Source organism: Pseudoclavibacter sp. AY1F1 (assembly GCF_002931075.1).
Classification (GTDB): domain Bacteria; phylum Actinomycetota; class Actinomycetes; order Actinomycetales; family Microbacteriaceae; genus Pseudoclavibacter.
This window is the reverse complement of record NZ_PSTQ01000001.1, coordinates 771872-784538: the sequence shown is the minus strand read 5'-3', so window position 1 is coordinate 784538 and position 12667 is coordinate 771872. Positions and strand designations below refer to the sequence as shown.

The window sequence follows — 12667 nt, the reverse complement described above, 5'->3', positions numbered from 1 at the left end:
GGATGCCCGCCGGCGATCTCGCTCACGGTCGTGTTAGGCCTGAGGGGCGTCGTCTTCGAAGTTGATCTCGTCGTCGAAGACGATGACGTCGTCGGGAGTCTCGAGCGGGCGTGCCTCGACCATGACGATCTTCTGCTCGTTGATCTCGTGCAGCGCGATCGAGAGCGGCTTGTCGTCGATCGAAGAGTCGATCAGCGGGCCGACGTTCTGGTAGATCGCTCCGTCGTGCAGGTCGGAGTAGTAGTCGTTGATCTGACGCGCGCGACGCGATGCGAAGATGACCAGCTGGTACTTGTTGTCGACTCGCTGCAGCAGCTCGTCCATCGGCGGGTCGATGATGCCCTTTGGCTTCTCAATCATGCGTGCTCCTTGTTCAGTCCCAGATGTTCGACTACGCGTGCCGCAGCCTCAGGCACGGAGTCGTTGACGACCAGTGCATCGAACTCGTCCTGGGCGGCGAGTTCGACCTTCGCGGTTTCGAGGCGCCGAGCCTGTTCTTCGGCCGATTCCGTACCACGCCCGACGAGGCGCCGCACGAGCTCGTCCCAGCTCGGAGGCAACAAAAATACCAGTCTAGCCTCTGGCATGCGTGATCTGACCTGCCTCGCGCCCTGAATGTCGATTTCGAGCAGGACCGACCGCCCGGAAGCGATGGCCTCGTCGATGGGCGCGCGCGGCGTGCCGTACCTGTAGGCGTTGTGCACGGTCGCGAACTCGAGCAGCTGCTCTTGCTCGACGAGGCGGTCGAAGCCGTCGTCGTTCGTGAAGTGGTAGTTGATGCCGTCCACCTCACCAGGGCGAGGAGCGCGGGTCGTGGCTGACACCGAGAGTTCGACCTCCGGGTAGTGCTCCCTGATGTAGTTGGCGACAGTGCCCTTGCCGACGGCCGTCGGGCCGGCGAGCACTACAAGGCGGCTTTCGCCCGTCTGCGCGCCGAGCCGCTCCTCGAGGAAGGCGCGGAGGCGGATGCGCTGGTTGCGCCCCAGTCCGCCGAGGCGCTTCGAGGGCGAGATAGCGAGGTCCTCGAGGATGCGAGCCTGCTTGGTCGCACCGATGTGCGGGATACTCAGCAGGAACTGCGTCACGCGGAGCGAGTGCTCGGCAGCGTGCTCCGGTGAAGCACTTGCGTCGAGAATCGAGAGGGGCGAGCGGGCGCCGCTCGCGAGTGCCCGCTTGACCTCGGCCCTGGCCTGACGGGCGAGCACGGCGGCGCGCGACGCAGCGACGCGGTCGACTGGGGGTGGTACCTGGGTCATGAGAGCACGTCCTCCAGCTCGGCGGTCTGCTCGTCGATGGCTGCAGTTATTCGGTCAGGCCCAGCCGCGAGGACGCTCCGCGAAACGTTCACGATGATCGACTCTGTCGCCTCCCCGAACGTGTCCCTGATGCGTGCGAACTCGGCCCCCTGGTGGCCGAAGCCTGGCGCGAGCACCGGGGTCCTCGGAGCCTTGCCCAGTGACGGGAGATCCACGCCGAGGAGGTCGAAGTCGACCGTGCCACCAAGGACGAGCCCGACGGAGCCGAACTCACCTCGAGCGTGATCGGCGTTCCAGGCAGCGGCGCGCTTCGCGATGCCGCCTGCGACGGTTGCGCCGAGCTGGCTGCCGTGAACGCGACGCGCCGTCTGGATCGAGGTCGACTCGGGGTTCGATGTGGCCGAGAGGACAAACAGCCCCTTGTCGAGGCGCTCCGCGAGCTCGAGTGCTGCCGCGAGCGAGTCGAATCCCTGGTAGGGGTTGACCGTCATGGCGTCCGCCTCAAGAGGCGAGCCCACCTCGAGCCAGGCCTTGGCATAGGCCTCGAGGGTCGTTCCGACATCGCCGCGCTTGACGTCCGCGATCACGAGCAGGCCTGCATCCCGAGCAGCGCCGAGCACCGCTTCGAGCGCCGTGAAGCCCGCGGCGCCGAAACGCTCGAAGAACGCGATCTGCGGCTTGACGACGCCGGTGCGGCCGGCCGCGGCTTCGACGACCCGCAGGCCGAACTCGCCGGCACCGGCTGCCGTGTTTGGCAGCCCCCACGCGTCGAGCAGGAACTCGTGCGGATCGATGCCGACGCAGAGCCGACCCCGCTTCCCCACGGCCTGCTGGAGCCGGGTTCCGAACCCGCCCCCTCCAGCACGCGACGCCACCACTTCAGTCAACTAGCTATCCCCCCTCTGGGTGTTGTACTCCTGCAGGCTCGTGACGGTGAAGCCGCTGCGAAGCGCGGAGAGTGAGCCGACGGCCGCTGAGAGCTCCGAGATCGTCGTGAAGATGGGGAGGTCGGCAGAGACTGCCGCAGTGCGGATCTCGTAGCCGTCAGCCCGCGAGGCGCGGCCGGACGGCGTGTTGATGACCATGTCGACCTCTCCCCCGTGAATCATGTCAACGATATTGCGATCCTGGCCCGGTGTGGTGCCGTCGGGCGAGTCCGGGGTGAACTTGCCAACGACCTTGGCCGAGATGCCGTGGCGGGCGAGAACTGCTGCGGTTCCCTCGGTGGCCGCGATCGAGAAGCCGAGCTCCACGAACTTCGCGATGGGGAGCACGATGGCGCGCTTGTCGCGGTCGGAGACGGAGACGAACACGGTGCCCGACTTCGGCAGTCCGCCGTACGCGGCGAGCTGGCTCTTCGCGAACGCGGTCGGGAAGTCGGTGTCGATACCCATGACCTCGCCGGTCGAGCGCATCTCCGGGGAGAGCAGCGAGTCGACGATGCGCCCATCCTTCGTGCGGAAGCGCTTGAAGGGAAGCACGGCCTCCTTGACGGCGACGGGGCTCGACGCGGGCTGGTGCGTCCCATCCTTCTCGCGCAGGAGCCCCTCGGCCTTCAGTTCTGCGATCGTGACGCCGGTCATGACACGGGCGGCGGCCTTCGCGAGCTGGGTGCCGAGCGCCTTCGAGACGAAGGGCACGGTCCGGGATGCACGCGGGTTGGCCTCAAGCACGTAGAGCTTCCCGCCGGAGAGTGCGAACTGCACGTTGAGCAGGCCGCGGACGCCGACACCCTCGGCGATTGCGAGGGTCGCGTCGCGGACGTTGTCGAGGACCGCGCTCGAGAGCGTGACGGGCGGCAGGGTGCAGGCCGAGTCGCCGGAGTGGATGCCGGCCTCCTCGATGTGCTCCATGATGCCACCGATGTAGAGCTCGTTGCCGTCGAAGAGCGCGTCGACGTCGATCTCGGTCGCTTCGTCGAGGAAGCGGTCGACCAGCAGCGGGTGTGCCGGTCCCACGATCGCCTGTCCCTCGATGCGCGAGAAGTAGTCCTGCATCTGCTCTGGGTCGTAGACGATCTCCATGCCGCGACCGCCGAGCACGAAGCTCGGGCGCACGAGCACCGGGTACCCGATCCCGACGGCGACGTCGAGCGCGCCCTCGAGGTCGATAGCGGTGCCGTTCTCCGGAGAGATCAGGCCGGCCCGGTCGAGGACGCCGGAGAACAATCCACGCTCCTCAGCGAGGTCGATGGCTGCTGGGCTCGTGCCGAGGATCGGGACGCCCGCGGCCTCGAGGCCCTTCGCGAGCCCCAGAGCAGTCTGGCCGCCGAGCTGCACAACCACACCGAGCAGCTCGCCGGCTCCACGCTCGACCTCGACGATCTCGAGGACATCCTCGAGGGTGAGCGGCTCGAAGTAGAGGCGATCGCTGGTGTCGTAGTCCGTCGAGACGGTCTCCGGGTTGCAGTTGATCATGATGGTCTCGAAACCCGCGTCCGAGAGGGCGAAGGACGCGTGCACGCACGAGTAGTCGAACTCGATGCCCTGTCCGATGCGGTTCGGGCCGGACCCGAGGATGATGACCTTGCGGCGGTCGCTCGGGGTCACCTCTGACTCCTGGTCGTAGCTCGAGTAGTGGTACGGCGTGAAGGCGGGGAACTCGCCAGCGCACGTGTCCACGGTCTTGAAGACGGGGCGGACTCCGAAGTTGTGGCGGATCGCGCGGACCTCGTCCTCGCTGCGGCCACGGAGCTCGGCGATCTGCGCGTCCGAGAAGCCGTGGCGCTTCGCGTGGCGGAGCAGGCGGGCGTCGACGACCTCGGCCGAGCTGATCTGGCCAGCGACCTCGTTGATGAGCACGATCTGGTCGATAAACCACGGGTCGATCGCGGTCGACTCGAAGATCTGCTCCGGCGTCGCACCCTTCCAGAGCGCGCGCTGGACGTTGACGATGCGTCCGTCGGTCGGCACCTTGATGATCTCGAGGAGCTCGTCGACCGAGACCTCGTCTGCGGTCCACGTGAACGACGAACCGCGCTTCTCGAGCGAGCGCAAGGCCTTCTGCAGCGCCGTCGAGAAGTTGCGGCCGATGGCCATGGCCTCGCCGACCGACTTCATGGTCGTGGTGAGCGTCGTATCCGCGGCCGGGAACTTCTCGAAGTTGAAGCGCGGTACCTTGACGACGACGTAATCGAGTGTCGGCTCGAAGCTCGCCGGCGTCACCTTCGTGATGTCGTTCGGGATCTCGTCGAGGCGGTAGCCGATGGCAAGCTTCGCCGCGATCTTCGCGATCGGGAAGCCAGTGGCCTTCGATGCGAGCGCCGAGGAACGCGAGACACGCGGGTTCATCTCGATGACGATGATGCGGCCGTTCGAGGGGTCGATGGCGAACTGGATGTTGCATCCGCCCGTGTCGACGCCGACGAGGCGGATGATCGCAATGCCGATGTCACGGAGCCGCTGGTACTCGCGGTCGGTGAGCGTGAGCGCAGGCGCGACCGTGATGGAGTCACCCGTGTGCACACCGACGGGGTCGACGTTCTCGATGGAGCAGACGACGACCGTGTTGTCGGCCGTGTCGCGCATGAGCTCGAGCTCGTACTCCTTCCAGCCGAGGATCGACTCCTCGAGGAGCACCTCGCCCGTCGGGCTCGACTGCACGCCGTCGGCGACGAAGCGGATGAGGTCTTCCTCGTTGTACGCGAAGCCGGAGCCGAGGCCGCCCATCGTGAAGGAGGGGCGCACAACCAGCGGGTAGCCGAGGTCCTCGGCGAAGCCGATCGCCTGCTCGACGCTTGTCGCGATGTGCGATCGCGCGACTTCCGCGCCGGCCTCGATGACGAGGTCCTTGAAGATCTGGCGGTCCTCGCCGCGGCGGATCGCATCCACCTTGGCTCCGATGAGCTCGACGCCGTGGCGCTCGAGGATGCCCTGCTCGTGCAGGGCGATGGCGGCGTTGAGCGCCGTCTGTCCGCCAAGCGTGGGGAGGATCGCGTCTGGGCGCTCCTTGATGATGATCGACTCGATGATGTCCGGCGTGATCGGCTCGACGTAGGTCGCGTCGGCGAAGTCGGGGTCGGTCATGATCGTCGCGGGGTTGGAATTCACGAGGATGACGCGAACGCCCTCTTCGCGGAGTACGCGGCAGGCCTGCGTGCCGGAGTAGTCGAACTCGGCCGCTTGGCCGATGACGATGGGTCCAGAGCCGATGACGAGGACGCTCGAAATATCTGTGCGCTTTGGCATGCTTACGCGTTCTCCTGGCCGTTGGTGGGGGTGGATGGGGACGCGAGGTGCGCGAGCACCATGTCCCTGAACTGGTCGAAGAGCGGGGCGGAGTCGTGGGGGCCCGCCGCCGCCTCCGGGTGGAACTGCACGCTGAACGCCGGGATGTCGAGGCAGCGGAGGCCCTCGACGACCTGGTCGTTGAGGCCGATGTGGCTCACCTGGGCCCGGCCGAAGCCAGCGGGCGTCTCGACGGGGCCGTCGAGCGGCGCCTGGACCGCGAAGCCGTGGTTCTGGGCCGTGATCTCGATGCGCCCCGAGAAGGTGTCGACAACCGGCTGGTTGATGCCGCGGTGTCCGAAGGGGAGCTTGTACGTGTCGAAGCCGAGAGCGCGTCCAAGCAGCTGGTTGCCGAAGCAGATCCCGAAGAACGGCGTGCCGTCCCTGAGCACGTTGCGGAGCAGCTCGACGTGCGTCTCGCTCGAGGCAGGGTCGCCCGGGCCGTTGGAATAGAACACGGCGGTTGGGGCCAGCTCGCGCAGCTGCTCGATGGTCGTGGCGTGCGGCAGCACGTGCACATCGAAGCCGCGCTCGGCGAGCGCCTTGATCGTGGCCGTCTTGATGCCGAGGTCGATGATCGCGACGGCGCCGATGCGCTCCTCGGCCGTCGAGGGGTGGACGACGGCCTCTGGCGTGGAGACGAGGTCGCTCAGGTTGCGGCCGGCCATGCTCGGCTGGGCGCGGACCTTCTCGAGCAGGGTCTCGTCCGCGGCCGAGGCCGCCTCGCCGGAGAAGATGCCGCCCCGCATCGACCCTTCGCTGCGGATGCGGCGCGTGAGTGCGCGGGTGTCGACGCCTGAGATGCCGACGATGCTCGTCGAGGTCAAAGCGTTCTCGAGCGTGTCCTCAGCTCGCCAGTTGGAGACGACTCGCGAGGGGTCTCGGACGACGTAGCCGTCGACCCAGATCTGGCGCGACTCCATGTCTTCCTCGTTCACACCCGTGTTGCCGATGTGCGGGGCCGTCTGGACGACGATCTGACCCGCGTAGCTCGGGTCGGTCAGGGTCTCCTGGTAGCCGGTCATGCCGGTCGAGAACACGACTTCGCCAAGCGTCTCGCCGACGGCGCCGTAGGCGTCGCCCTCGTATCGCGTCCCGTCCTCCAGGACGAGCACGGCGGGAATTGGTGGCGTCATGAGGACTCCTCGGTCGTGGGGGCTGGGGTCAGCTGCAGCGAGTGCAGCGCGGTCTTGAGCTGTTCGCGCGCGTTGGCGTCGACAACTCGGAGAGAGGTTTCAACGGAGACGCGATCGGTCGCGACCTCGTCGGCTGGCAGGAGCCACCGGATGATCGTCAGGCCGCCGTTCTCGACCACCCGGTCGATCGTGACGGTGCCGTCGATCGTGGCTTCGATGTCTCCGGCCGGGATGAAGAAGGGTCGCTCGCCGGCAATCTGGACAACGGGGCCCTCTCGGAGCACCGTGACCTCGGCTCGGCCTCTGAACCCGAGCGGGGGCACGACGATGCGGTCGAGCGCGTCGCCGGTTCGGCTCGTGGACACGTAGTGAACGTCGCGCCATTGGCCGATCGGCTGTGACGTTGACTGCGGGACCTCGAGGGGGCTCGAGATTCCGGCCTGGGCTCGAGTTCGTCGTCGCCAGCCGAGCCACATGAGCGCGACGATGACGAGGAAGGCGAGGATCGTGAGAGCTGCCGGGAATACGCGGTCGTCCATCAGGCGAGTTCCTTCTCTCGTGCCCGAGCCGCGGCGGCTGCGCCCTCGGCGGAGAGCAGCGCCCCGTCGTCGAGCGTGCGTGTTCCGCGGTAGACGGTGTGCACGACCCGTCCCGGCAGAGGCATGCCGAGGAACGGAGAGTTGATGCTCTTGCCTCCGAGCGCGTCCGTCGTGAACGCGGCCGTCGGGGCGGGGTCGTAGAAGACGAGGTTCGCGAGTTCACCGGCGGCGACGGGGCGGCCTGAGATCGGATCGCCGCCGATGCGGGCGGGCGTCTCTGACATGATCCGTGCGACGTCCGCCCAAGTGAGAGCGCCAGTGTCGACCATGGTGTGCTGCACGACGCGCAGCGCGGACTCGAGTCCCACCATGCCCATCGCTGCCTGGTCCCACTCGGTTTCCTTGGCGTCGACCGGATGCGGCGCGTGGTCCGTCGCGACGATGTCGATCGTGCCGTCGGCAAGCGCTTCGCGGACGGCGAGCACATCGTCCTGCGTGCGAAGCGGCGGGTTGACCTTGAACCTGGCGTCGTAGCCGCGCACGAGCTCCTCAGTGAGGAGGAGGTGGTGCGGCGTGACCTCAGCGGTCACGTCGATGCCGCGCGACTTCGCCCAGCGGACGACGTCGACGCCCTCTCGCGTGGAGACGTGGCACACGTGCAGACGTGACGACACGTGGTCGGCAAGGAGTGCGTCCCTCGCGATGATCGAGGATTCGGCGACCGCGGGCCAGCCGCCGAGGCCGAGCTCGGCTGAGAGCGCGCCCTCGTTCATCTGAGCGCCGGCCGTCAGGCGTGGGTCCTGGGCGTGCTGCGCGACTACGCCGCCGAATGCCTTCACGTATTCGAGCGCGCGGCGCATGATGAGCGGGTCAAAGACGCATTTGCCGTCGTCCGAGAACACGCGCACCTCGGCGTTCGACTGCGCCATCGCGCCGATCTCCGAGAGACGCTCGCCCTCGAGTCCCACCGTCACGGCGCCGATCGGGCGAACGTCGGCGTAGCCGGCAGCGCGCCCGAGGGCCGCAACCGCCTCGACGACGCCGGCCGTGTCCTGGACCGGGGAGGTGTTCGCCATGGCGAAGACCGTCGTGTAGCCGCCGAAGGCTGCCGCGCGCGTGCCGGTCAACACGGTCTCGCTCGACTCGAAGCCGGGTTCGCGGAGGTGGGTGTGGAGGTCGACGAGGCCGGGCAGCAGTACGAGGCCCTCGGCATCGATGACGCTTTCCACACCGTCGAGTGAACTGGTTCCGGCCGGAGCGACCTCAGCGATCGTGGTTCCAGTGACAAGCACGTCGACGGGGTCGACGCCGAGCAGCTTGGCGCCTCGGTACAGCGTGGTCATGGTGCCTTTCTCGTTTCCTTGGCCCTCGTTCACGATGCGCTCCCTGAGCGTTCTCCCGAGCACAGCACGTAGAGCGCCGCCATGCGGACTGCGACGCCGTTCGCCACCTGCTCGAGCACAGTCGACTGCGGGGAGTCGGCTGCGATGGAGGAGATCTCCAGCCCTCGATTCATGGGGCCGGGATGCATGACCATCGTAGCGTCGGGCAGGCCCCGGAAGCGGGCCTCGCCAAGTCCCCAGTTCTTCGCGTACTCGCGGGTGTTGGGGAAGAACGCGTCGTGCATCCGCTCAGCCTGGATCCGCAGGAGCATGACCGCAGTCGGGTCAGTGGCGAGGGCCGTGTCGAGGTCGCTTGTGATGGTCGCTGGCCAGGCCTCCGTGCGGACGGGGACAAGCGTCGGCGGGCCGACGAGCGTGACCTCAGCGCCCAGCGTCGTCAGCAGCCAGACGTTCGAACGCGCGACCCTGGAGTGCAGGATGTCGCCGACGATGACGATGTGGCAGCCGTCGAGGCCCTTGCCGCGAGCAGCGCTACGCCCGTGGACGCGACGCCGAAGCGTGAAGGCGTCGAGGAGCGCCTGCGTGGGGTGCTCGTGCATGCCGTCGCCCGCGTTCAGGATGGGAGCGTCGATCCAGTCTCGCTCGGCGAGCAGCTGGGGCGCGCCGCTCGAGGGGTGCCTGATGACTACGGCATCCGCGCCGATGGCCTTGAGAGTCTGCGCCGTGTCCTTGAGCGACTCGCCCTTCGAGACGCTCGACCCCTTCGCGCCGAAGTTGATGACGTCGGCAGAGAGCCGCTTCTCCGCAGCCTCGAAGGAGATGCGCGTGCGCGTCGAATCCTCGTAGAAGAGGTTCACGACGGTGATGCCGCGCAGGGCCGGGAGCTTCTTGACCTCGCGGTCGCCGACGTCGGACATGTCCTCGGCGATGTCGAGCAGCATGATCGCGTCGTCGCGGGTCATGCCCTTCGTTGAGAGCAGGTGCTTCACGCTCGTCCCCCATCGGTGATGACAACTCGGTCGCCGCCGTCGAGCTCCGTGAGCTCGACGCCGATGCGCTCGCTGCGGGCCGACGGGAGGTTCTTGCCGACGTAGTCGGCTCGGATCGGGAGCTCCCGGTGTCCGCGGTCCACGAGGACCGCGAGCTGGACGGCCCGAGGACGGCCCGTGTCGCTGAGCGCGTCGAGGGCCGCACGGACGGTGCGACCGGAGAACAGCACGTCGTCGACGAGGACAACTGTCTTCCCGTCGATGCCGCCCACGGGGATGTGCGTCGGCTGCGATACGCGAGCCGGGCCGCGGCGGAGATCGTCGCGGTACATCGTCACGTCGAGTGCGCCGGCGATGTCCGCGGCTTCGACGTGGGTTCCGTGCGAGGCCTCGAAGCCAGCGATGAGGCCGGCGAGGCGCTTCGCGAGGGGTACCCCACGGCTCGGGATGCCAAGCAGCAGCAAGTCTTGCGACCCTCGGTTCTGCTCGAGGATCTGGTGCGCGATGCGCACGAGGGCTCGTTGAACGTCGTCGTGATTCAGCACGGTTCGCTGTGACACGTCGACCTCCTTCCCCGCCTCACTGGACGGTGTTAAAGGATGTCTGGGATGGAGACCGCGTCTCAACCGAAGTTGACGCTGCGGCCAGAGCCCGACTGGGGCCCGGGTCGTCTCGCCGAAGCGGGTTCGACCCAGGCACCCAGCCTAGCATCGGGCTACTGCTCGCTGATGCGGCCGAGCACTCCGTGGATGAACTTCCCCGACGCGTCCGTCGAGTACTCGCCAGCGGCGCTGACGGCCTCGGTGATCGCCACAGCGGCCGGAATCTCATCGTTGTACTTGAGTTCCCAGATCGCCACTCGGAGGATCGAGCGGTCGAGCGCCGGCATGCGCTCGAGCGTCCAGTCTCGCGCCGTCTCGACGATGTAGCCGTCGATCTCGTCGGCGTGCTCGATGACGCCCAGGACGATCTCCCTGGCGTACCGCCAGCTCGCTGCGCGGTCGGGCTCGTCGGCTGCGCGCTCCGCCTCCTGCCCGAGGAGTTCGGGGATCGGGGTCCCGCGAACGTCAGAGGCGAAGAGGATGTCCATGGCGCGCTTGCGCGCCTTCGTGCGTGCGCTCACTAGTCGTTGACGCGGCCCAGGTAGTCGCCCGTGCGAGTGTCGATCTTGACCTTCGTGCCAGCGTCGACGAACAGCGGCACCTGGATCTCGGCGCCGGTTTCGACGGTTGCCGGCTTGGTGCCCGCGTTCGAGCGGTCACCCTGCAGGCCCGGCTCCGTGTACGTGATCTCCAGCACAACTGACGGCGGGAGCTCGATGTAGAGCGGCTCGCCCTCGTTCAGGGCGATCTGCACGCTCTGCTGCTCAAGCATGTACTTGGCCGCGTCGCCCACGATCCGCTCGTCGAGCGTGATCTGGTCGTAGTCGGTCTGGTCCATGAAGACGTAGCCGTCGCCGTCACGGTAGAGGTACTGGAAGTCGCGGCGGTCGACTGTGGCCGTCTCGATCTTGGCTCCGGCGTTGAACGTGCGGTCGACGGTCTTGCCGCTGACGACCTGCTTGAGCTTGGTGCGCACAAACGCACCGCCCTTACCAGGCTTCACGTGCTGGAAGTCGATGACCTGCCAGAGTTGCTTCTCGATGAGAAGCACAACGCCGTTCTTGATGTCTGCCGTAGTTGCCATGGAAGTTTCTCCGTGTCCATCCCGCGGTGTTGCGGGATTCTTCAGTTATCGGCACCTGGTTGAGGTACGCGCGAGCTGTCGGCGCGAGGCTTTCGCCCCAGCGGCCCCGGAGAAGTCTAGTGCAGGGTGTCGCGCGAGCGCCGATTCGCCTCGCTCAGGGTGCGGATGCCCTCGAGCGCGGCAAGATACGAGCCTGCGCCGAGTCCGGCGACGACGCCCGTTGCGACGGCGGTGATGACGCTCGTGTGTCGGAACGTCTCGCGGGCGTGCGGGTTCGAAAGGTGCACCTCGATGACCGGAGTTCCCGTCTCGGTGACGATGGAGACCGCGTCGCGCAGTGCAATCGAGTAGTGCGTGAGCGCTGCAGGGTTCAGGATGACCGGCGTTCCTGCATCCGCGGCCTCGTGCAGCCACTCGACAAGCTGTCCCTCGTAGTTGGACTGGCGAGCGTCGATCTCGATGCCCTCGCCTGCCCTGCTGCGCAGCAGTTCGACGATGTCGTTGAGCGTCTGCGTGCCGTACGTCTCGGGCTCACGAGTGCCGAGTCGGTTGAGGTTCGGGCCACCGAGAACGAGGATGCGCATGCCCGCAGTCTATCGAGGCGGTCAGGCGAAGGCGGCGGAGCCAACGACCGACGCATCGGCCGCGACGAGCCCGTTGCGCACAAACGCGTTCCAGACCCCGTTGTCGTCCACGCCGGTCGTCACTTGGTCCGCGTGCGCTTTGATGGCGTCCGGCGCGTTGCCCATCGCGACGCCGACGCCCGTGACCTGCAGCATCTCGACGTCGTTGATGCTGTCGCCGATTCCGATCGTGGCCGCCTGGTCGAGGCCCTTGAGCCGGCAGACCTCGAGGATGGCGCTCCCCTTGTTGACGCCGCGCTGCAGGAGCTCTCCGCTGTGCGGCCCGAGCACGGGGACGGTGGCATTGATGACGTCAAAACGACCGGAGAACGCGGCCCTGATGTCGTCGATTGGAGTCTCGGCGCTCAGGAAGCACATCTTGCCGATGTCGTCGCGCAGCACGTCGCCTCCCTGCTCGAAGAACTTCTCGAACTGCAGCTCCCCGTCTGCCTCGACCCGGTTGGACTCCGCGAGCTCGGCCGAGAGCAGTCGGCGCAGGTGCGCCCGGAAACCGTCGCTCGCGACGACGGCCGCGTCGCTCTGCACGTAGAAGTCGATACCGGAGCGCGTGAAGTAGTTGATGGCGAACTCGGCGTCCGCGACCGGCATCGTGCGCGAGACGCGAGTCTCACCGTCGAGCCAGACGAAGCTGCCTCCGGCGCTCACGATGCCGTCGAAGCCGATGTCGAGGATCTGCGGGTAGATCTCCGCGCGGGAGCGTCCGGTGCAGATGAAGAGCAGGTGCCCGGCGGCCCTGGCCCGCACGACCGCTTCGACGGTCGATGCCTGGATGTGCTCCTGATCGTCGATGAGGGTTCCGTCGATGTCGAGGAAGACGATGCGTCTGGTCAACTTGGGTCTTTCTGCTG

General features: G+C 67.2%; 13 protein-coding genes. All 13 read right to left on the bottom strand.

The window, feature by feature from the left end:
* Positions 1-33: 33 nt before the first annotated feature.
* The 13 genes from rpoZ to C5B85_RS03585 all read right to left on the bottom strand — a co-directional run bounded on the left by rpoZ (position 34) and on the right by C5B85_RS03585 (position 12650).
* Positions 34-360 carry a DNA-directed RNA polymerase subunit omega gene (rpoZ, locus tag C5B85_RS03645; RefSeq protein WP_068484449.1) on the bottom strand — a complete coding sequence of 109 codons (327 nt, stop codon included), beginning with the start codon at positions 358-360 and terminating at the stop codon, positions 34-36.
* Positions 357-1256 (bottom strand): guanylate kinase, encoded by a 900-nt coding sequence (gene gmk / locus C5B85_RS03640; RefSeq protein ID WP_104284654.1) that lies wholly within the window; start codon positions 1254-1256, stop codon positions 357-359. The genes rpoZ and gmk overlap by 4 nt, the downstream gene beginning before the upstream one ends.
* Positions 1253-2134: an orotidine-5'-phosphate decarboxylase gene (pyrF, locus tag C5B85_RS03635; RefSeq protein WP_258070580.1), complete on the bottom strand. Its 882-nt coding sequence runs from the start codon at positions 2132-2134 to the stop codon at positions 1253-1255. Before pyrF ends, gmk begins: the two co-directional genes overlap by 4 nt.
* Before the next feature lie 9 nt (positions 2135-2143).
* Positions 2144-5443 carry a carbamoyl-phosphate synthase large subunit gene (gene carB, locus C5B85_RS03630; protein ID WP_104284653.1) on the bottom strand — a complete coding sequence of 1100 codons (3300 nt, stop codon included), beginning with the start codon at positions 5441-5443 and terminating at the stop codon, positions 2144-2146.
* A gap of 2 nt (positions 5444-5445) precedes the next feature.
* Positions 5446-6618 carry a glutamine-hydrolyzing carbamoyl-phosphate synthase small subunit gene (carA, locus tag C5B85_RS03625; protein ID WP_104284652.1) on the bottom strand — a complete coding sequence of 391 codons (1173 nt, stop codon included), beginning with the start codon at positions 6616-6618 and terminating at the stop codon, positions 5446-5448.
* Entirely contained in the window at positions 6615-7157 is a 543-nt protein-coding gene (locus tag C5B85_RS03620) for a hypothetical protein (protein ID WP_104284651.1), read from the bottom strand. Before C5B85_RS03620 ends, carA begins: the two co-directional genes overlap by 4 nt.
* Positions 7157-8500: a dihydroorotase gene (locus C5B85_RS03615; protein WP_104284797.1), complete on the bottom strand. Its 1344-nt coding sequence runs from the start codon at positions 8498-8500 to the stop codon at positions 7157-7159. The genes C5B85_RS03620 and C5B85_RS03615 overlap by 1 nt, the downstream gene beginning before the upstream one ends.
* Before the next feature lie 29 nt (positions 8501-8529).
* Entirely contained in the window at positions 8530-9489 is a 960-nt protein-coding gene (locus tag C5B85_RS03610) for an aspartate carbamoyltransferase catalytic subunit (RefSeq protein WP_104284650.1), read from the bottom strand.
* Positions 9486-10049: a bifunctional pyr operon transcriptional regulator/uracil phosphoribosyltransferase PyrR gene (gene pyrR, locus C5B85_RS03605; protein ID WP_104284649.1), complete on the bottom strand. Its 564-nt coding sequence runs from the start codon at positions 10047-10049 to the stop codon at positions 9486-9488. Before pyrR ends, C5B85_RS03610 begins: the two co-directional genes overlap by 4 nt.
* Before the next feature lie 155 nt (positions 10050-10204).
* Positions 10205-10612: a transcription antitermination factor NusB gene (gene nusB, locus C5B85_RS03600; protein ID WP_068484434.1), complete on the bottom strand. Its 408-nt coding sequence runs from the start codon at positions 10610-10612 to the stop codon at positions 10205-10207.
* Positions 10612-11175 (bottom strand): elongation factor P, encoded by a 564-nt coding sequence (efp, locus tag C5B85_RS03595; RefSeq protein ID WP_068484432.1) that lies wholly within the window; start codon positions 11173-11175, stop codon positions 10612-10614. The genes nusB and efp overlap by 1 nt, the downstream gene beginning before the upstream one ends.
* 116 nt (positions 11176-11291) lie before the next feature.
* Positions 11292-11759: a type II 3-dehydroquinate dehydratase gene (aroQ, locus tag C5B85_RS03590; RefSeq protein ID WP_104284648.1), complete on the bottom strand. Its 468-nt coding sequence runs from the start codon at positions 11757-11759 to the stop codon at positions 11292-11294.
* Positions 11760-11780: 21 nt separating this feature from the next.
* The gene (locus C5B85_RS03585) at positions 11781-12650 is read right to left on the bottom strand and encodes a Cof-type HAD-IIB family hydrolase (RefSeq protein WP_181064257.1); all 870 of its coding nucleotides are present in this window, start codon (positions 12648-12650) and stop codon (positions 11781-11783) included.
* Positions 12651-12667 lie beyond the last annotated feature (17 nt).

Bases quoted from the DNA above. Each gene is read 5' to 3' on its own strand.
- rpoZ (WP_068484449.1), bottom strand. From the start codon at position 360: ATGATTGAGAAGCCAAAGGGCATCATCGACCCGCCGATGGACGAGCTG.
- gmk (WP_104284654.1), bottom strand. From the start codon at position 1,256: ATGACCCAGGTACCACCCCCAGTCGACCGCGTCGCTGCGTCGCGCGCC.
- carB (WP_104284653.1), bottom strand. From the start codon at position 5,443: ATGCCAAAGCGCACAGATATTTCGAGCGTCCTCGTCATCGGCTCTGGA.
- carA (WP_104284652.1), bottom strand. From the start codon at position 6,618: ATGACGCCACCAATTCCCGCCGTGCTCGTCCTGGAGGACGGGACGCGA.
- C5B85_RS03620 (WP_104284651.1), bottom strand. From the start codon at position 7,157: ATGGACGACCGCGTATTCCCGGCAGCTCTCACGATCCTCGCCTTCCTC.
- C5B85_RS03615 (WP_104284797.1), bottom strand. From the start codon at position 8,500: ATGACCACGCTGTACCGAGGCGCCAAGCTGCTCGGCGTCGACCCCGTC.
- efp (WP_068484432.1), bottom strand. From the start codon at position 11,175: ATGGCAACTACGGCAGACATCAAGAACGGCGTTGTGCTTCTCATCGAG.
- aroQ (WP_104284648.1), bottom strand. From the start codon at position 11,759: ATGCGCATCCTCGTTCTCGGTGGCCCGAACCTCAACCGACTCGGCACT.